The organism is Streptomyces sp. NPDC057099, from assembly GCF_042671245.1.
In the GTDB taxonomy this organism is placed as follows: domain Bacteria; phylum Actinomycetota; class Actinomycetes; order Streptomycetales; family Streptomycetaceae; genus Streptomyces; species Streptomyces purpurascens.
This window is the reverse complement of sequence record NZ_JBHUTX010000001.1, coordinates 249,345-267,097: the sequence shown is the minus strand read 5'-3', so window position 1 is coordinate 267,097 and position 17,753 is coordinate 249,345. Positions and strand designations below refer to the sequence as shown.

The following is a 17,753-nucleotide window of genomic DNA, read 5'->3' as shown; positions in this document are numbered from 1 at the left end:
TCGGCCTTCTTCCGCAGGGTGCATCACATCCAGAGTTATCGTCCGGCGACCACCCGAGTGGCTGGCAGCACCCAGGCGATGTCCTATGCCCCAAAGCCATGCCGAAATCAGCCGCCCCCGCGCGGCCTTTCGGGCCGCGCGGGGGCGACTTAGCAGCATGCCAGTCAGGCTACGGCAGCCCAGTGACACCCCTCGAGCAGCGGATCCCGCAAGACGCTGCTCAAGCGGGTGAATCAGGAACAGAGCGGCTCTGACGTCCTGTCGGGGGCTTCGACAGGGCCAGCCAGCGGTTCCGTGCCCGCAGGAATAGATCGAAGCCCTGCCGGATTCTCCCGTAGTTGGCTCGGACGCAACAGGGGGAACCGCTGGTGAGCGAACTGAAGCTGTTCCGGCTCGACGCAGACGGCCGGGACGTCGAGCTGCGCGGTTCAACGATGGCGCTGGAGGTCGATCTGCAGCGCCGGATCGAGGCCGGCATGGAGGCCATGCTCGGCATCCGTTTCCTCGCCTCCGAGTACCCGACCGGGCCGTGGCACCGTGGCCGTATCGACTCGCTCGGCCTGGACGAGAACGGCACGCCTGCGCTGATCGAGTACAAGAAAGGCGCCGACAGCGGTGTCCTCTCGCAGGCCGTCTCCTACCTGTCGTGGTTGGACTCCGCGCGTCACGAGTTCGAGGCGCTGGTCAAGGAGCAGCTGGGTTCCGAGGCCGCCCAGTCGATCGACTGGCGGAACCCGCGGATGGTTTGTATTGCGGCCAGTTTCTCTCACCACGACCGGGTCGCGGTAAAGCGCCTGCATGAGCGGGTCGACCTGGTGCGCTACCGCGTCTTCGACGGCGGGCTGCTGAGCCTGCTGCTGATCGAATCCGCATCTGGGTCTCCCAGCCCCGCTCCGCCTCGGAGGCAGATTAGGCAGAGGAAGTTGGCGGCCGGTGCCGACGGCGGTTCGGTCCAGGCGCCCGCGGGCGTGGCTCCGGCTCGCCTGCACCCGTAGGAAGGCTTCCCCTTCGGGCGTCCCGCTGCCCGCGTCTTCTCCGTAGCGCTGCGGTTTCGGCGCTGGATGGCCCGCAGTTCCATCTGCGCGCCCCAGGCCTCCATAGTGAAGCGGTTCTCGTCGACCTGGTCATCCAGATCCCACGGACCGTCATGCCCGTAGGTGACGAGCAGCTTCTCTTCGTCACGCATCTTGTAGCCGGTGTTCAGGCAGTCCACGACGTTGCGGCCGAGCCGGTCCACGGCTGCGGCCACCAACCCGTCGTACGGACCCTGCTCATCGCGAAGCCACGGGCCCAGTTTCGGCCGGGTCATCGGGTCGGTGGCGCCCGACACCTCCCAATCGTCGGCCCAGCCGATGATGTGCCCCCCGACTGACGCGGCGGCGGTCAGCACGTCCTCGCGTTGCCGCTCCGGCGACGACGTAGCGAGTTTCATCCGCGACAGCCGTCGCACGCCGAGCAGGCACTTCCCGCATCCGTCGTAGGGGCGTTCGATCATGTTCAGGTCCGTACCGCGCAAGACTTCTCCGTTTCGAACACGCAAGGTACGGAGATTTGGCGGCCACACCCAGGACGATCTTGCTCAGCCCAGGAAGCTCAGTCGAATCTGACGGTTGACATTGTCTTTATTGGTGTCCACCAGGCAGACCGACTGCCACGTGCCGAGTTCCAGCCGGCCGTCCAGCACCGGCAGGGTCGCGTGGGGCGGGACGAGGGCGGGTAGGACGTGGTCGCGGCCGTGGCCGGGGCTGCCGTGGCGGTGCTGCCAGCGGTCGTCGGCGGGCAGCAGTGTGTGCAGCGCGGCCAGGAGGTCGTCGTCGCTGCCGGCGCCGGTCTCGAGAACGGCGATCCCGGCTGTCGCGTGGGGGACGAAGACATTGAGGAGGCCGTCGCGGCCGGCGGCCGCCTCGCGCAGGAAGGACTCGCAGTCGCCGGTGATGTCGACGACCCTCTCAGTGGACCCGGAGGTGATGTTCAGAACTCGGGTGGTGAAGACATCTGACATGCTCCCCATCCTGACGCACGCGCCACGATTCACCGGGTCAGGCCGGACCGAGTGGCGATACCGGCGTCCACTGGACGAGACGCCGTTGACCGTGCGCATGCCACCTGGCTAGGTTCAGCCGCATGTTGCGTTCAGCCCTGCTCACCACGCGCGGTCACATCGACCTGCTGCGGGTGGCCTCCGCCGCGTGTCGCCGCGGCTGCTGACGCCCCTTTCTCTCCCCCCCCTCTCCGCTCACCTCGCCTTCGTCGCGCCTGCCCGCCGGTCTCCCCTGATCCCGTGGGCGCGGTGAGGACGAGGCGTGCCGTCAACGGCCCTCGCTCTCCCCCTGTGGAGCCTCTTCATGAGCATCAGCCATGCCCCGCCGAGGTCATCGGTACCCGATATTTCGCCTGTATCGGCTTCTGATCTCGACCTCCAGCCCCTCGTCCCCACCTCCTCCCGCCGCACCCGCGTCCCCCGCTGGCTGCGCCGCACCACCGGACCGGTTCTGCTGCTGGTGTTGTGGCAACTTCTGAGCAGCACGGGCTCGTTGCCGCCGGATGTGCTCGCCTCGCCCGGCCGTATCGCCCAGGTCGGCGGGGACATGGTCGCCGACGGTTCGCTGCCCGCCGCGATGGGCACCTCGCTCCAGCGGGTCGCGGTCGGGCTGCTGTTCGGCCTGGTCGTCGGCACCGGACTCGCCCTGCTCTCGGGCCTGTTCCGGATCGGCGAGGACCTGGTGGACGCGCCCTTGCAGATGCTGCGGACCGTGCCGTTCGTGGGGCTCATCCCGCTGTTCATCATCTGGTTCGGCATCGGCGAGGCCCCCAAGGTCGCCATCATCACGCTCGGCGTGACCTTCCCGCTCTATCTCAACGTCTACGCCGGGATCAGGGGCGTGGACTCCCAGTTGATCGAGGCCGGGGAGTCCCTCGGCCTGTCGCGGTGGGGCCTCGTACGGCATGTCGTACTGCCCGGCGCGCTGCCGAGCGCGATGACCGGTCTGCGCTACTCGCTCGGCATCGCCTGGCTCGCGCTGGTCTTCGCCGAGCAGGTCAACGCCGATTCCGGCATCGGGTTCCTCATGGTGCAGGCGCGGGACTTCCTGCGGACCGACGTGATCATCGTCTGCCTGGTCGTCTACGCCTTTCTCGGCCTGCTCGCCGACTTCATCGTCCGCTCTCTCGAAAAGGTGCTGCTGCAATGGCGACCGACGTTCACCGGCCGGTGACCCCCCAGGCCGTCCATGTCGACGGGCTCACCCGCTCCTTCGACGGCCGTGCCGTCATCGACGATCTGCGACTGGACGTCCGACCGGGCGAGTTCGTGGCCCTGCTCGGCCGCAGCGGCTGCGGCAAGTCGACGCTGCTGCGCATCCTCGCCGGGCTCGACCGCGACATCGAGGGCAGCGTCCTGGTGCCGCGCCGCAAGGCCGTCGCCTTCCAGGCGCCGCGGCTGATGCCGTGGAAGAAGGTGTGGCGCAACGTGCTTCTCGGTCTGCCGGGCAAGCCCGAACGGGCCGTCGCCGAGCAGGCCCTCGACGAGGTCGGCCTCGGCCACCGCTCGGACGCCTGGCCCAAGACCCTCTCCGGCGGCGAGGCCCAACGCGCCTCCCTGGCACGGGCGTTGGTGCGCGAGCCGGATCTGCTGCTGCTCGACGAGCCGTTCGGGGCGCTCGACGCGCTCACCCGCATCAAGGCCCAGCGGCTCGTGGGCGAGCTGTGGCAGCGCCGGGGGTGCGCGGTGCTCCTCGTCACCCATGACGTGGAGGAGGCCGTGCTGCTCGCCGACCGCGTCCTGGTGATGGACAACGGCGTCATCGCCCACGAGCAGCACATCGACCTCGACCGTCCCCGCGACATCGCCGACCCGCGCTTCGCCGCGCTGCGCGCCGGACTCCTCGAACGCCTGGGCGTCGAGGCGACGGCCGCCGAAGCCGCCTGACCCACCTCGCGCACCGCACCGTACGAACCCTACGGCCGAAGCCGCCTGACCTGCGCGAACCCCTCACGCACGACCCGTACAACCCGTACGACCCACATGAACGGAACCGCCATGCGACGACGCCTCGCCCCCGCCGCCCTGCTTCTCCCCCTCGCCCTGCTGCTCTCCGCCTGCGGCGGGAACTCGGCCGCCAGCACGTCGGACGGCGGCACCGACGGCCAGGGCGACGTCACGATCAACGTCGGTGACCAGAAGGGCGGTTCGGAGGCCATCCTGCGGGCCGCCGGGGAACTGAAGAACCTCGACTACAAGATCAAGTGGTCGACGTTCACCTCCGGCCCGCCCCTGCTGGAGGCCGTCAACGCCAAGGCCGTCGACATCGGCGGCGTCGGCAACACCCCGCCGGTGTTCGCCGCCGGGGCGGGTTCGAAGATCAAGGTCGTGGCCGCATGGCACGGCACGTCCAAGGGCGACACCATCCTCGTCCCGAACGACTCGTCCCTGAAGAACCCCGCGCAGCTCAAGGGCAAGTCGGTCGCCGTCGCCCAGGGATCCTCCGCGCACTTCCAGCTGGTCGCGAACCTCAAGAAGGTCGGGCTGAAGCTGAGCGACGTCAAGGTCAAGTACCTCCAGCCGGCCGACGCGCTCGCCGCGTTCACCGCCGGCAAGGTCGACGCGTGGGCGGTGTGGGACCCGTACACCTCACAGGTGCTCAAGGCCAAGCAGGGCCGCGTGCTGAGCGACGGCGACGGTGTGACCAACGGGCTCACCTTCCAGGTCGCGGCACCGGAGGCGCTGAAGGACAAGAAGAAGGCCGCCGCCGTCAAGGACTACCTGGAGCGGCTGCGTCGCGCCTACACCTGGGTGTACGACCACGAGGAGGAGTGGGCGAAGGTCTGGGCGAAGGACACCGGGCTCCCCGAGGACGTGGCACTCGCGGCGGTGAAGCGCACCTACACCACCCGGGTCGAGGTCGCGGTCGACAAGCCGTTGATCGCCTCAGAGCAGGAGATCGCCGACACGTTCACGGCGTTGAAGCTCATCCCGCGCAAGGTCGACTTCGCCGACTTCACCGACACCCGGTTCAACGGCGACCTGCCGCCGTCGACCACCGCGCCCCGGCCGTCGGAAGGCTCGTGACCTGACCTGATCCGACCCGACCGTGCGGGAAGATCCATGACTGCGGCGCGGTTGGTAGAAGCGTGAACAACACGCGCGAGGTCGAGGTGGTCGTCATAGGCGCAGGTCAGGCCGGTCTGGCCGGCGCCTTTCACCTGCGGCGGGCCGGTTTCGAGCCGGACCGCGACTTCGTCGTGCTGGACCACTCCCCCGGGCCCGGCGGCGCCTGGCAGTTCCGCTGGCCGTCGCTGACGTACGGCAAGGTGCACGGCATGCACGCGCTGCCGGGGATGGAACTCACCGGCGCGGACCCGGCACGACCGTCCGCCGAGGTGATCAGCGACTACTTCGACCGCTACGAACGGACCTTCGACCTGCGCGTGCGGCGCCCGGTCGACGTACGCGCGGTGCGCGAGGGTTCCGGCGGGCGGCTGCTCGTGGAGACCTCGGACGGCGTGTGGTCGACGCGGGCGCTGATCAACGCGACCGGCACCTGGGACCGGCCGTTCTTGCCGCGCTACCCCGGGCAGGAGACCTTCCGGGGACGGCAGTTGCACACCGCGCGGTACCCCGGACCCGAGGAGTTCGCCGGGCAGCGGGTCGTCGTGGTGGGCGGCGGTGCGTCGGGCACGCAGCATCTGCTGGAGATCGCCGCGTACGCCGCTTCCACCACCTGGGTGACGCGGCGCCCGCCCGTCTTCCGTGAGGGGCCCTTCGACGAGGACGCGGGCCGGGCGGCGGTCGCGCTCGTCGAGGAGCGGGTACGGCAGGGGCTGCCGCCCAGGAGTGTCGTCTCGGTCACCGGGCTGCCGCTCAACGACGCGATCCGGCAGGGCATCGAGGACGGGGTGCTCGACCGGCAGCCGATGTTCGACCGGATCACGCCCACCGGGGTGGACTGGAAGGACGGCCGGCATGTCGACGCCGACGTCATCCTCTGGGCCACCGGCTTCCGGCCGGCCGTCGACCACCTCGCCCCGCTGCGGCTGCGCGAGCCGGGCGGCGGCATCCGTATCGAGGGCACGCGCGCGGCCGCCGACCCGCGGATCCACCTCGTCGGCTACGGACCGTCGGCCAGCACGATCGGCGCGAACCGGGCCGGGCGGGCGGCCGTCCGCGACATCAGGCGACTGCTGACGTCCGAGCCGGCCGCGGCGTGACGACAACGTGACGTGATGTCGGCTATGGGCTGCGGGCCGTTCACGGCTGGTCGCGCAGTGCCCCGCTCCCCTCAGGGGCCGCCGCCGTGCCCGTGCCCTTCACCTGGGCGTTGAACTCCGCGACATTGCGCTGGTGTTCCGCGTAGTCCGCGGTGAAGCGGGTGTCGCCCGGCCGGACCGTGACAAAGTACAGCCAGTCGCCCGCGGGCGGGTTGACGGCGGCGTGCATCGCCTCCTCGCCCGGGTTGTCGATGGGTGTGGGCGGCAGGCCCATGCGCTGGTACGTGTTGTAGGGGTTCTCGATCCGGGTGTCGCTCTCCGTCGTCCGCAGAGTGGAGCGGCCCAGCGCGTAGTTGACGGTGGAGTCCATCTGGAGCGGCATACCGCGTTCGAGGCGGTTGAAGACGACCCGGGCCACCTTGCCCATGTCGTCCGCGGTGGCCGCCTCCGCCTGGACGATGCTCGCGATGGTGACGGCCTGGTAGACGTTCATCGCGTTGCGCTGGGCCCCTGCGGCGATGGGCGCGCCGTTGAACTTCTCGTTCGCCGTGTCGATCATCCGCGCCAGGAGATTCTCCGGCTTGGTCTTCCAGGGGAGCGGATAGGTCGCCGGGAAGAGGTAGCCCTCCGGGTTGCCGTTGGCGTCGTCCGGCAGCTTCGCGGCGGCCTTCGCGAGGGACTTCTTGGCGCTGCCGGCGGGCAGGGCGAGGGCCTTGTCGACGGCGGCGTAGACCTGGCTCGCGCGCCAGCCCTCGGGGATGACCAGGGTCGCGGTCCGGCCGTCGCCGTCCCCGGGCCCCAGAATCAGCAGCGGCACCGCCACGGCGGTGCCGACCAGGACGGCTCCGGTCGCGACGAGGACGATACGGCCCCGGCGCGTCAGTCGCATGGCGCTTCGTGGCGGAGTGTTCGTCTGCATGCGGGCACGGTAACTCGCATTTCGTCATAAACCTGGCATATCTTCAGTTTGTCGGTTCCAGTTGGGCATCCCGGCGTACGAGCGCCGCGTACCGTCCGTCCCGCTCCAGGAGTTCCTCGTGTGTGCCGCGTTCGACGGCGTGCCCCGAGTCGAGGACCACGATCTGGTCGGCATGCCGCACCGTGGAGAGCCGGTGGGCGATGGTCACCGTGGTGCGGTTGGCCGACAGGGCGTCGATGGCCTCCTGGACGGCGGCCTCGGTCCGGGTGTCCAGGGCGCTGGTGGCCTCGTCGAGGATGAGGACCGGCGGGTCGCGCAGGATCGTGCGCGCGATGGCCAGGCGCTGCTTCTCACCGCCGGAGAAGCGGTGGCCGCGTTCGCCGACGACGGTGTCGTAGCCGTCGGGCAGGGACGCGATGTGGTCGTGGATCTGCGCCGCCTTCGCCGCCTGGTACAGCTCCTCGTCGGTGGCGTCGGGCCTGGCGAAGCGCAGATTGTCGGCGACCGGGGCGTGGAAGAGGTACGTCTCCTGCGAGACGACGCCGACCGCGCGCGCCAGGGTGTCGAAGTCGAGGTCGCGGACGTCGACCCCGTCGAGGGTGACGCGGCCGCCGGTCACGTCGTAGAGCCGGGGCACCAGATAGCCGAGGGTGGACTTGCCGGCGCCGGTGGAGCCGACGAGGGCGAGGCTGCTGCCCGCCGGGACGGTGAGGTCGATGGCGTCGAGGACCGGGCCGTCCTTGTCGTCGTAGCCGAAGGAGACGTTCTCGAAGCGGACCTCGCCCTTGACCCGGTCGAGGCGGACCGGGTCCGCGCGCTCGGTGATGTCCACGGGCAGGTCGAGGTACTCGAAGATGCGCTGGAAGAGGGCGAGCGAGCTCTGGATCTGCACACCGGTCGACAGCAGGCTCACGGCCGGGCGGAACAGGCCCTGCTGGAGCGAGACGAACGCGACGATCGTGCCGAGGGAGACCTGGGGGCCGCCCAGTTGGAGGGCCATGCCGGCGGTCCAGTAGATGACGGCGGGCAGGGCGGCCATCACGATCGTGATCACGGCCATGCGCCAGCGGCCGGCCATGTTCGACCGCACCTCGAGGTCGACGAGTTCCTCGGACTCGTCGGCGAAGGACTTCGTCAGCGAGTCGGAGCGGCCCATCGTGCGGCCGAGCAGGATGCCGCTGACGGAGAGCGACTCGGTGACCGTGGCGGCCATGGTGGCCATCTGCTTCTGGCGCTGGGTGGTGATCCTGCGGCGCTCCTTGCCGACGCGGCGGCTGATCCACACGAACACCGGCAGCAACAGCAGCGAGACGACGGTCAGACGCCAGTCGAGGACGACCATCGCGACGATCGTCGCGACGACGCTTGTCAGGTTGGAGACCAGGGAGGTCGCGGTGGAGGTGACGGTGGCCTGCATGCCGCCGATGTCGTTGGCGATGCGGGACTGCACCTCGCCGGTGCGCGTACGGGTGAAGAACGCCAGGGACATGCGCTGGAGCCGGCCGTAGACGGCGGTGCGCAGGTCGTGCATGACGCGCTGGCCGACCGTCGTCGAGATCAGGGTCTGCAGCACGCCGAAGACGCTGGTGAGGACGGCGCTGAGGATCATGCCGAGGGCGAGCAGGCTGAGCAGGCCGGTGCGCCCCTCGGGGATCGCGACGTCCAGGATCTCCTTCAGCATGAAGGGCGTGGCGACCGAGACCAGCGAGGCGGCGCCGACCAGCAGGCCGACGATCGCGAGGCGGCCTCGGTAGGGCCGGAAGAGCCTGAGGATGCGGCGGACCTGCCGGGGCTGTTCCTTCGAGCCGTCGGGTGGGGTCCAGGGGGTTTCGTGATCGGGAGGCATGGGCTCCTTCGAGAGCGGTACGGCACCGGCGGGCGCCGGGCGGGTCGGATCGTAGCTCATTGTTACCTATACTCACAATGAACTGCATCCTGATATTGTTCCCGTATGACCACGCCCGATCCCGACGGCCTGCTCGCCGAGCAGTTGCTGCGGCTCACCCGCCGGGTCCATCGCATCCAGAAGCGCCATCTGGAGCAGCGCGACCTCGGTATCACCCCGGCCCAGTCCCGGCTGCTGCGCACCCTCGCGCACTGGGGCTCGCCGCCGCGCATGGCCGATCTGGCCGAGCGCCTGGAGGTGGTGCCGCGGGCCGTGACGACGCTGGTCGACGCGCTGGAGGCGAGCGGGAAAGTACGGCGGGTCCCGGACCCGGCGAATCGCCGGGTGATCCGCATCGAACTCACGGACGACGGGCATGGCGCGCTGCGCGAGCTGCGGGCGGCGCGCAGATCGGCAGCGGAGGAGATCCTCGCCCCGCTGGCCGAGGATCAGCGCGCGGCGCTCGGGGGGCTGTTGGACACGCTGATCGACGGGGCGCCGGTACGGCGGTGCTGAGGGCTTCGCCGATCAGGCGGGGGGGGTGGGTCGGCGGTGCTGAGGGCTTCACCGGTCAAGCGGGGGACGGCCCGGCGGCGGCGATCCCTTCAGCTGGGCGACGGCCCGACGACGGCGCCACATGCCGCGCCGGTCGGCCGGGGGCCCGTGTGGCGGCGCCGGGGCGCTGAAGCCTGGACCCGCCACGGCCCGTGAAACGGGGCGCGGCCGCCGCTCGTGTTGCTGGAGCGGTGGCCGCGGGCCGTTCAGCTTGGGTCAACCGACCTCGGGGGCGGGTTCCTTGGGCTTCTGGGTGGGGATGCCCGAGGCTGGGGCATCGGCCGCCGTCGGCTTGATCGCCGGGGCGCTGGCGCCGACGCCCTTGCCGCCGTCGCCGTCGCCCTCGTCGTCGTCCTCCGGCGGAGCCGCGTAGTCCCCGTCGAGCGTCTTCTTCGCCCTGTCGGTATCCAGGGCGCCCTCCCAGCGGGACACCGCGAACACGGCGACGCAGTTGCCGAGCAGGTTCGTGACGACGCGCATCGAGTCCATGATGCGGTCCACACCGAGCAGCAGGGCGACCGCTCCGGCCGGAATCGCACCCAGCGAGGAGGCGGTCGCGGACAGGGCGAGGAACGCCGAGCCGGGGATGCCCGCCATGCCCTTGCTGGTCAGCATCAGCACCAGCACCACGGTGACCTGCTGCCCCAGGGTCAGGTCCACGCCCACCGCCTGGGCGATGAACAGCGTGCCGATGGACAGGTAGAGCGAGGCGCCGTCGAGGTTGAAGGAGTAACCCGTGGGCAGCACGAGACCCACGGCGTCGTCGCGGGCGCCGGCCCGCCGCAGCTTCTGCATCACCCGCGGCATGACCGCCTCGGTGGACGCGGTACCGAGCGCGAGCAGCATCTCCTCGCGGATGTAGCGCAGGAACTTCCACAGGCTGAGCCCGGTCACCAGGCGCAGGGCGACGGCGAGCAGCGCGATGAACAGCGCCGCCGCGACATAGCAGAGCACGATGAGCTTGGCGTACGTCTTCATCACGCCCAGCCCGTAGTTGCCGACGAGGTGGGCCATCGCACCGAACACCGCGATCGGCGCCAGTCGCATGATGAAGCCGACGACCGCGAAGATGACGTCCTGGGCCTGGTCGATGGCGGGCAGGATCTTCGGCACCTTGGTGTGCCCGAGGTGCAGCAGGGCGGCGCCCACCAGACAGGCCAGGATCAGGACCTGGAGCAACTCGTTGTCGGCGAAGGCGCCGACGAAACTCTCGGGCAGCGCGTGGAGGAGGAACTCGGTCGTCGAGGGCAGATGCCCGCCGCCGGTCGTCTTCTCCACGGCGGCCGCGTCCAGCGAGCCGGGGTCGACGTTCATGCCCTTGCCGGGCCCGACGAGGTTGGCGGCGAGGAGACCGATGACCAGGGCGACCGTGGAGGCGACCTCGAACCAGATCAGGGCCTTGACCCCGATCCGGCCGAAGGCCTTCAGGTCACCGGCCTTGGCGATGCCGACGACGACCACGCAGAACACCAGCGGCGAGATCACGGTCTTGATGAGGCGGGTGAAACCGTCGCCGAGCGGCTGGAGAGCCGTGGCCGTGTCCGGCCACAGCTTTCCGACGACGATTCCGAGAACGAGCGCGCAGAGAACCTGCGCGAAAAGTGAGGTACGCAGTGTGCGTGCGACACGTCGCGGCAGAGACGGTACGGACGGTGGCACGGGGCCTCCTTGGGGGGACGGGCTACACAGAGGCCGGAGGGGACTTCTGCGATACGGAAAGCTGCTTCCGTAACCGAACACTCTGGAGGCTGTCTTGATCGCGCACAAGACCGCAATGTTTCGGACACGTAAAAGTGGCTTAAGTGATGCATGTCACACCGACCACACCGCTCCCCTCAGCACCGGTCGCGGTCTCCCGTGAGCACCCCCTGAACCGTGGTCAGCGTGCGGTCGTAGCAGCCGTGCGAGCCGTACAGCCGGTAGCGCTCACTCGTGGTGCCGACCGCGTGCCGCTGATCGCGGGGCACGTTCGCCGTGTACGTGGCATCGCCCGTGTAGGAGTCGTCGAGGCGCGACCAGGCGGTGCGCCGACCGCCCCGCGACTCGACGGTCGCGGCACGGTCGCCGAGGGCCAGCACAGTGCGCAGCCGGTCGCCCGCCCCGAGGGTGGTCGTGCCGTCCATCGTGTAAGTCCGGTGGGTGCGGGTGCTGCGGGCCGGTCCGCGCCCGTCGACGGTCACGGACTCGTCGTCGGTCCAGGTGGCCTCGAGCCCGTCGGTCGTCTCACCGTCGGTCCAGCGGTGCTCGGAGGTGTGGGCGAGCGAGCGGCCGACGGTCGTCGTGACGCGGCCGTGTGAGGTGTCCACGTATCCGGCGACGGTCAGCCGGTGCGCGCCCTCGGTGTCCACCCGGTGCTCCGAACCGGGCGTGTAGTCCGAGGAGTCGGTGAGATCGCCCTCCCGGTGCGCGGTGAGCTTCCCGGTGACATGGGTGCGCCGCTCGTCCTGCCAGACGAGGACGTTCACGGGGGTGCTCCAGCCGGCCTGCCCCTCCGGGACGCCGACGACCGAGACCTCGACGCGGTGCGACCGGCCGTCGTTGAGGAGCCCGGCGAAGGGGGTGAGATCGTAGGTGATCGGTTTGATGTCGAAGGCGCGCGGGCCCGGGGTCACGTACCAGAGGAAGGGGTTGGACCAGCCGCCGGTCCACACGGTCGGGAACGGCGTGGCGATGCCCGCGAGCCGGCCGTCCATACGGATCTGCACCTCGCGGTAGGGGCCCCGGCCGGCCTTGCAGGAGTACGGCGCGGGATCGGGCACCGAGAGGTACCAGTACTCCTCGCAGCCGCCTCCGGAACCGGTGGCGTACACCTCGGCGACGATGCGCTCGCTGTTGCGCGGGGTGGTGAGGGCCGAGTCGTCGTCGAGGGTGAGCACCCGGTCGGGGCTCCTGCTGTCCGGGCGGCCCTCGTAGAACGTCAGCGTGACCTTGACGTCGAGGACGCCGGTGTAGGTGTCGTCGACGACGTTGCCGATGAGCATCTCGACGTCCTGGCTCCCGCGGAAGGTGTCGCCGTAGCGCGTGACGTCCTTCTCCACGGACCACTCGATGCCGTCGGGCGAGGGCTGCGGCGTCGACGTACGGAAGATCTCCACCCCGCCGACGTGCAGATAGCCGAGGCGGTCGTACTGGCGCCCCTTGACCTTGCCGTCGAGCCGCAGCACGACCTTGCTCCAGCGGTCGCCGCAGTCGTCGGGCGGGGTGTACGTGCCCCGGTACGGGGTGAAGTCGCGGAACTGCGCCTGGGCGACGGTGACCTCGCAGGCCTTCCCGCCCGGCCTGACGACGGGCGGGGCGGCCGTGACCGGGTCGTGCCAGTCGGTGCCGAACTCGGCGGGGACGTCGGCCGCCCGGGCGGGGCCGGTTCCGAGGAGGGTGCTCGCCAGGAGGGTCGCCCCGGCAAGCATGGACATGACGATCCGTCTCTTCATGGCCGGTGTTCTACGGGGAGTCCGCCGCCTCCGCAATGAGCAACCGCCCGTCGAGGCAGCGCTGTTCCCACCCCTGGCGGCCGGTTCCGGTCGGTGGGCCGCTCGCGCACCGGAAAACCGGTTGCCTCCGACCATGCCGCGACGCGAACCTGTCACGGTTTGCTGCCATCGGCCGAACCCCCCATCACCCTGACACGAGCCACTGGGACGTCATGCAGATTCAAGACCTTCCCTACGCCGACCCCGGCGTGCCGGACGCGCGTTCGGGTCCCCGATTCCTGTGGTGGCTCTTCCGCAATCAGCTCGGCGGGCAGCTCAAGTCGCTGGCCTGGGGGCTGCTGCACTTCGCCTCCGTCGCCGCGCTGCCGTTCTGCGTCGGTGTCGCCGTACAGGCCGTCGTCGACCGCTCCGGCACGCGGCTCGCCCTGGCGGGCGGTCTGCTGGCACTGGTCTGCGTCACCAACGCGGTCGGCGACACCTTCCTGCACCGCACCGCCATCACCAACTGGATCACGGCGGCCGCCCGCGTCCAGCAACTGCTCGCCCGCAAGGCCGCCCAGCTGGGCTCGGCGCTGACCCGGCGCGTCGCGGCCGGTGAGGTCGTCGCCGTGTCCACGGGCGACGTCGAGAAGATCGGCTGGTTCGTGGAGGCCCTGTCGCGGTTCACCGCGGCCCTGGTCACCATCGTGCTGGTCTGCGTCGGTCTGCTCGTCTACCAGCCCGCGCTCGGCGTGGTCGTGGCCGTCGGCCTGCCCGTGCTGGCACTCGCCGTGCTGCCCCTGCTGCCCCGCGCCACCCGGCGGGCCGACACCCAGCGCGAGAAGGCCGGACGCGCCACCGAACTCGCCTCGGACACCGTCGCCGGACTGCGCGTGCTGCGCGGCATCGGCGGTGAGGAACTGTTCCTCGACCGCTACCGCAGCGCCTCCCAGGAGGTCCGGCACGCGGCCGTGCGCAGCGCCCGGATGTGGTCGCTGATCTCCGCGATCCAGGTCCTGCTGCCGGGTCTGCTGCTCATCGCCGTCGTCTGGCACGGCGTGCAGTTGGCCCGCCAGGGCCGGATCACCGTCGGCGAACTGGTCACCGTCTACAGCTCGGTGATGGTGCTCACCTATCCGCTGCGGCACTTCGAGGAGATCGCCATGGCGTACTCCTTCTCCCGGCCCTCGGCCAAGCGGGCGGCGGGCGTGCTGTCGCTGGAGCGGGCCACGGACACCGCCGGGTCCCGCGCGGCCGAGGCCCCCGCCGGAGACCTGTACGACCCGGACACCGGGCTGCTCGCGTCCCCCGGCCGGCTCACCGCCGTGGTCTGCGGCGACCCGGACGCGGCGGGCCGGCTGGCGGAACGGCTGGGCGGACACCCCTCGCAGGAGGGCACCTCGGTGCTGCTGGGCGGTGTGCCGCTCGACGAACTCCCGCTGGCCTCGGCCCGTACGGCCGTCCTCGTCCAGGACAAGGACCCGGTGCTGCTCTCCGGCTCGCTGCGCGAACTGTTCGACGTACCCGCGTCGGGTGCCGTGGAGCCGCGGGAGGCGCTGGCCGCCGCGCAGTGCGACGACGTGCTGGCGGCGCTGGTGCAGGGCTCGCTGGACGCCGCCGACCCCATGGACGCCCGGATCACCGAACGCGGCCGGTCCCTGTCCGGCGGGCAGCGCCAGCGGCTCGCGCTCGCCCGGTCGCTGATCACGGACCCGGAGGTGCTGGTCCTGGACGAGCCGACCTCGGCCGTCGACTCGCACACCGAGGCACGGATCGCCGAAGGCGTGCGGGAGCTGCGCGCGGGGCGCACGACCGTGGTGTTCACCTCCTCCCCGCTGCTGCTGGACCGCGCCGACCGGGTCGTGTTCCTGCACGACGGCGAGGTCGCCGCGGTCGGCGCCCATCGCGAGCTGGTGCGCACCGAGCCCCGCTACCGGGCGGTGGTCACCCGCGAGACCGAGGACGAGGCCGCCCTGAACGGTGCGGCCGACCTGACCGACGTACTGGCGGAACTGGAAGAGATCGAGGAGAAGGCATGATCGGCGTCGCGCCACCGGCGTACGACCCGGCCGCCCCGACGACGGCGAACACCCTGCCGGTCGGCGCCCCCGCGACCGTCCGCGCCTACGCGGGCGAACTGCTGCGCCGGCACCGCCGGGCGTTCGTGCTGCTCATCACCGTCAACACGGTCGCCGTCATCGCCTCGATGGCCGGTCCGTGGCTGCTGGGCGGGCTCGTGGAGCGGGTGTCCGACGGGGCGCGGGACCTGCGCCTGGAACTCACGGCGGGGCTGTTCGTGGCCGCGCTGGCCGTCCAGGCGGCGTTCGTCCACCAGGTGCGGCTGCGCGGCGCGATGCTCGGTGAGCGGATGCTGGCCGACCTGCGCGAGGACTTCCTCGTGCGGTCGGTCGGGCTGCCGCCCGGCGTGCTGGAGCGGGCCGGGACCGGGGACCTGCTGTCGCGGATCACGACCGACATCGACCGGCTGGGCAACGCCATGCGCGAGGCCGTGCCGCAGTTGTCGATCGGCGTGGTGTGGGTGGTGCTGCTGATGGGCGGGCTGGTGGTCACGGCGCCGCCGCTGGCGCTCGCCGTGCTGCTCGCCCTGCCGGTGCTGGTGGTCGGCTGCCGCTGGTACTTCCGGCGGGCGCCGGCCGCCTACCGCTCGGAGTCCGCCGGGTACGCCGCGGTGGCCGCCGCGCTCGCCGAGACGGTGGATGCCGGGCGTACGGTCGAGGCGCACCGCCTCGGTGATCGCCGGGTGGCCCTCTCCGAGCGCCGGATCAAGGAGTGGACGGCCTGGGAGCGCTACACGCTGTGGCTGCGGTCGGTGCTCTTCCCGGTCTTCAACGTCACCCACGTGACCGTGCTCGCCTCGGTCCTGCTGGTCGGCGGTGTGTTCGCCCTCCGGGGCTGGATCGACGTCGGGCAGCTCACGACGGGGGCGCTGATCGCCCAGATGCTCGTCGACCCGGTGGGCATGATCCTGCGCTGGTACGACGAGCTGCAGGTGGCCCAGGTGTCGCTGGCCCGGCTGGTCGGGGTCCGGGACATCGAACCGGAGGCCGGCGACTCCTCCGTGGCGCCCGAGGGACGCCATGTGCGGGCCGACCGGGTGCACTTCGGCTATCTGGAGGGCGTGGACGTCCTGCGCAAGGTGTCCCTGGAGGTCTCCCCCGGCACCCGGCTGGCCCTGGTCGGGCCCTCGGGTGCGGGCAAGTCGACGCTGGGGCGGCTGCTCGCCGGGATCTACGCGCCCCGGGACGGCCGGATCACGCTGGGCGACGCCGAGCTGTCCCGGATGCCGGCGGAACGCGTCCGCGCCCATGTCGCGCTGGTCAACCAGGAGCACCACGTGTTCGTCGGCTCCCTGCGCGACAACCTGCGCCTCGCCCGGACCGACGCGGTCGAGGCCGAGCTCTGGGCGGCGCTTGGCGCGGTCGACGCGGACGGCTGGGCCCGGGCTCTCGACGACGGTCTGGACACCGAGGTCGGCTCCGGCGGCCTGGCGCTCACCCCGGCCCAGGCCCAGCAGATCGCCCTGGCCCGCCTCGTCCTCGCGGACCCGCACACCCTGGTCCTGGACGAGGCGACGTCCCTGCTCGACCCCCGAGCCGCCCGCCACCTGGAACGCTCCCTGGCTCGCGTCCTCGACGGCCGCACGGTCGTGGCCATCGCCCACCGCCTCCACACCGCCCACGACGCGGATGTCATCGCCGTCGTCGAGAACGGCCGGATCAGCGAGCTGGGCAGTCACGACGACCTGGTAGCGGCGGAGGGGGCGTACGCGGCGCTGTGGAGGTCCTGGCACGGCTGAGGCCGGGAGGCGCCGGGGGCAGGAATCGGTCCGTCGGCTGGAGGGCGCCATCGCCGGCGTCTGCGGCAGGCCGGGCGGCTTGGGTGCGTACGCGGCTTGGGTGCCTACGCGGCGAAGCCCCCGGCAGGGGTCCGTGGCGTTGCGCGGGGACGAGACCCGGTGGAAGGCTGGAATCAGGCACCGGCTCGGGGAACGGGCCCGTCCCCACCCCCTGGAGGTACCCGTGAACAGGTCCGACGGTTGGGGAGACGACGTCTACCAACCGGATCAAGACGAGCAGCGAGAGGACACGGGGCTGCTCGACGCCGAGGACACCCTGGTGGACGACGGCGTCGACGATCCCCTGGACCGGGGCTGGTCCCCTCCCGAGCGGCCCTGGGCCGTCGAGCACCTCGGTGTGACGGCGGCCGAGCGGCGCGCGGGCGAGACGCTGGACCAGCGGCTCTCCGAGGAGCTGCCGGATTCCGCCGCGCCGGACGGTGACGGTCTCGGGGACTGCCAGGGCACCGACGGGGAACTCCTGGACAACGAGGTCGGCGACGCCCGCTCCGGCCGGCTCGTGGCACCCGACGAGGGCGCGCACGAGGACGAGGAGAGCGCGCTGGTCGCCATGGACGTGGGCATCGACGGCGCGGCGGCGTCGGCCGAGGAGGCCGCCGTGCACGTCGTCGACGAGGACACTCTGTCCGGCTGAGGCAAGGAGCATCCATGCAGCAGGACAAGCACCCCGACTACCACCCGGTCGTCTTCCGCGACCGGACCGCCGGATACGCCTTCCTGACCCGGTCCACCGCGACCAGCGGCGAACGCATCGAGTGGGACGACGGCGAGACGTACCCGGTCGTGGACGTGGAGATCTCCTCGGAGAGCCACCCCTTCTACACGGGCAAGGCCCGCACGGTGGACTCGGAGGGCCGGGTCGCCCGGTTCGAGCGGCGGTACGGCGGCGCCTGAGCCCCG

16 protein-coding genes and 1 pseudogene are annotated in these 17,753 nt (G+C 71.1%); 11 read left to right on the top strand and 6 right to left on the bottom strand.

All coding sequences use genetic code 11. The features are described from left to right. Positions 1-368: 368 nt before the first annotated feature. Entirely contained in the window at positions 369-995 is a 627-nt protein-coding gene (locus ACFT4A_RS01290) for a hypothetical protein (protein ID WP_382824827.1), read from the top strand. Positions 996-1,072: 77 nt separating this feature from the next. On the opposite strand, the pseudogene ACFT4A_RS01285 reads toward ACFT4A_RS01290, so the two are convergent. After that, positions 1,073-1,432, bottom strand: a pseudogene (locus ACFT4A_RS01285) (recombinase family protein); the annotation flags it as partial. Positions 1,433-1,579: 147 nt separating this feature from the next. Then, positions 1,580-2,002: a secondary thiamine-phosphate synthase enzyme YjbQ gene (locus tag ACFT4A_RS01280; RefSeq protein ID WP_382824825.1), complete on the bottom strand. Its 423-nt coding sequence runs from the start codon at positions 2,000-2,002 to the stop codon at positions 1,580-1,582. Between the two features lie 122 nt (positions 2,003-2,124). On the opposite strand from ACFT4A_RS01280, the gene ACFT4A_RS01275 reads away from it, so the two are divergent. The 5 genes from ACFT4A_RS01275 to ACFT4A_RS01255 all read left to right on the top strand — a co-directional run bounded on the left by ACFT4A_RS01275 (position 2,125) and on the right by ACFT4A_RS01255 (position 6,207). Then, a complete protein-coding gene (locus tag ACFT4A_RS01275) occupies positions 2,125-2,208 on the top strand; it encodes a putative leader peptide (RefSeq protein ID WP_349817350.1) in 84 nt (27 codons plus the stop codon). Between the two features lie 137 nt (positions 2,209-2,345). Next, complete coding sequence (locus ACFT4A_RS01270) at positions 2,346-3,215, top strand: ABC transporter permease (protein WP_382824823.1); 870 nt, start codon at positions 2,346-2,348, stop codon at positions 3,213-3,215. Further along, on the top strand, positions 3,188-3,928 hold the full coding sequence (locus tag ACFT4A_RS01265; protein ID WP_382824821.1) for an ABC transporter ATP-binding protein: 741 nt from the start codon (positions 3,188-3,190) through the stop codon (positions 3,926-3,928). The genes ACFT4A_RS01270 and ACFT4A_RS01265 overlap by 28 nt, the downstream gene beginning before the upstream one ends. Before the next feature lie 111 nt (positions 3,929-4,039). Continuing rightward, the gene (locus tag ACFT4A_RS01260) at positions 4,040-5,068 is read left to right on the top strand and encodes an ABC transporter substrate-binding protein (RefSeq protein WP_382824820.1); all 1,029 of its coding nucleotides are present in this window, start codon (positions 4,040-4,042) and stop codon (positions 5,066-5,068) included. A 62-nt stretch (positions 5,069-5,130) separates the two neighbouring features. Beyond that, positions 5,131-6,207, top strand: coding sequence for an NAD(P)-binding domain-containing protein (locus ACFT4A_RS01255; protein ID WP_382824818.1), 1,077 nt, complete (start codon positions 5,131-5,133; stop codon positions 6,205-6,207). A 40-nt stretch (positions 6,208-6,247) separates the two neighbouring features. On the opposite strand, the gene mltG is transcribed toward ACFT4A_RS01255, so the two are convergent. Together mltG and ACFT4A_RS01245 are read right to left on the bottom strand one after the other, a co-directional pair. Then, positions 6,248-7,126 (bottom strand): endolytic transglycosylase MltG, encoded by an 879-nt coding sequence (mltG, locus tag ACFT4A_RS01250; RefSeq protein ID WP_382824817.1) that lies wholly within the window; start codon positions 7,124-7,126, stop codon positions 6,248-6,250. 43 nt (positions 7,127-7,169) lie between these two features. Beyond that, positions 7,170-8,972 (bottom strand): ABC transporter ATP-binding protein, encoded by a 1,803-nt coding sequence (locus tag ACFT4A_RS01245; protein WP_382824815.1) that lies wholly within the window; start codon positions 8,970-8,972, stop codon positions 7,170-7,172. A 105-nt stretch (positions 8,973-9,077) separates the two neighbouring features. Here ACFT4A_RS01245 and ACFT4A_RS01240 point away from each other — a divergent pair, with 105 nt between their 5' ends. Beyond that, positions 9,078-9,527, top strand: a complete 450-nt coding sequence (locus tag ACFT4A_RS01240) for a MarR family winged helix-turn-helix transcriptional regulator (RefSeq protein WP_382824813.1) — start codon at positions 9,078-9,080, stop codon at positions 9,525-9,527. 255 nt (positions 9,528-9,782) lie between these two features. Here the strand turns inward: ACFT4A_RS01240 and ACFT4A_RS01235 are convergent, their stop codons facing one another. Beyond that, positions 9,783-11,225 (bottom strand): cation:dicarboxylate symporter family transporter, encoded by a 1,443-nt coding sequence (locus tag ACFT4A_RS01235; RefSeq protein ID WP_382824811.1) that lies wholly within the window; start codon positions 11,223-11,225, stop codon positions 9,783-9,785. A 176-nt stretch (positions 11,226-11,401) separates the two neighbouring features. Further along, positions 11,402-12,997: a peptide-N4-asparagine amidase gene (locus ACFT4A_RS01230; protein ID WP_382824809.1), complete on the bottom strand. Its 1,596-nt coding sequence runs from the start codon at positions 12,995-12,997 to the stop codon at positions 11,402-11,404. Positions 12,998-13,209: 212 nt separating this feature from the next. Between ACFT4A_RS01230 and ACFT4A_RS01225 the strand changes: the two genes are divergently transcribed. The 4 genes from ACFT4A_RS01225 to ACFT4A_RS01210 all read left to right on the top strand — a co-directional run bounded on the left by ACFT4A_RS01225 (position 13,210) and on the right by ACFT4A_RS01210 (position 17,747). Beyond that, on the top strand, positions 13,210-15,015 hold the full coding sequence (locus ACFT4A_RS01225) for an ABC transporter ATP-binding protein (protein ID WP_382824807.1): 1,806 nt from the start codon (positions 13,210-13,212) through the stop codon (positions 15,013-15,015). Next, the gene (locus ACFT4A_RS01220) at positions 15,012-16,793 is read left to right on the top strand and encodes an ABC transporter ATP-binding protein (protein ID WP_382824804.1); all 1,782 of its coding nucleotides are present in this window, start codon (positions 15,012-15,014) and stop codon (positions 16,791-16,793) included. Before ACFT4A_RS01225 ends, ACFT4A_RS01220 begins: the two co-directional genes overlap by 4 nt. 223 nt (positions 16,794-17,016) lie before the next feature. Next, positions 17,017-17,487, top strand: a complete 471-nt coding sequence (locus ACFT4A_RS01215; protein WP_382824802.1) for a DUF5709 domain-containing protein — start codon at positions 17,017-17,019, stop codon at positions 17,485-17,487. Positions 17,488-17,501: 14 nt separating this feature from the next. Further along, positions 17,502-17,747: a type B 50S ribosomal protein L31 gene (locus tag ACFT4A_RS01210; protein WP_184599177.1), complete on the top strand. Its 246-nt coding sequence runs from the start codon at positions 17,502-17,504 to the stop codon at positions 17,745-17,747. The last annotated feature ends 6 nt before the right edge of the window (positions 17,748-17,753 follow it).

Coding starts and splice junctions, on each gene's coding strand:
- ACFT4A_RS01280 (WP_382824825.1), bottom strand. CDS start 2,002: ATGTCAGATGTCTTCACCACCCGAGTTCTGAACATCACCTCCGGGTCC.
- ACFT4A_RS01275 (WP_349817350.1), top strand. CDS start 2,125: ATGTTGCGTTCAGCCCTGCTCACCACGCGCGGTCACATCGACCTGCTG.
- ACFT4A_RS01270 (WP_382824823.1), top strand. CDS start 2,346: ATGAGCATCAGCCATGCCCCGCCGAGGTCATCGGTACCCGATATTTCG.
- ACFT4A_RS01265 (WP_382824821.1), top strand. CDS start 3,188: ATGGCGACCGACGTTCACCGGCCGGTGACCCCCCAGGCCGTCCATGTC.
- ACFT4A_RS01260 (WP_382824820.1), top strand. CDS start 4,040: ATGCGACGACGCCTCGCCCCCGCCGCCCTGCTTCTCCCCCTCGCCCTG.
- mltG (WP_382824817.1), bottom strand. CDS start 7,126: ATGCAGACGAACACTCCGCCACGAAGCGCCATGCGACTGACGCGCCGG.
- ACFT4A_RS01245 (WP_382824815.1), bottom strand. CDS start 8,972: ATGCCTCCCGATCACGAAACCCCCTGGACCCCACCCGACGGCTCGAAG.
- ACFT4A_RS01240 (WP_382824813.1), top strand. CDS start 9,078: ATGACCACGCCCGATCCCGACGGCCTGCTCGCCGAGCAGTTGCTGCGG.
- ACFT4A_RS01230 (WP_382824809.1), bottom strand. CDS start 12,997: ATGAAGAGACGGATCGTCATGTCCATGCTTGCCGGGGCGACCCTCCTG.
- ACFT4A_RS01225 (WP_382824807.1), top strand. CDS start 13,210: ATGCAGATTCAAGACCTTCCCTACGCCGACCCCGGCGTGCCGGACGCG.
- ACFT4A_RS01220 (WP_382824804.1), top strand. CDS start 15,012: ATGATCGGCGTCGCGCCACCGGCGTACGACCCGGCCGCCCCGACGACG.
- ACFT4A_RS01210 (WP_184599177.1), top strand. CDS start 17,502: ATGCAGCAGGACAAGCACCCCGACTACCACCCGGTCGTCTTCCGCGAC.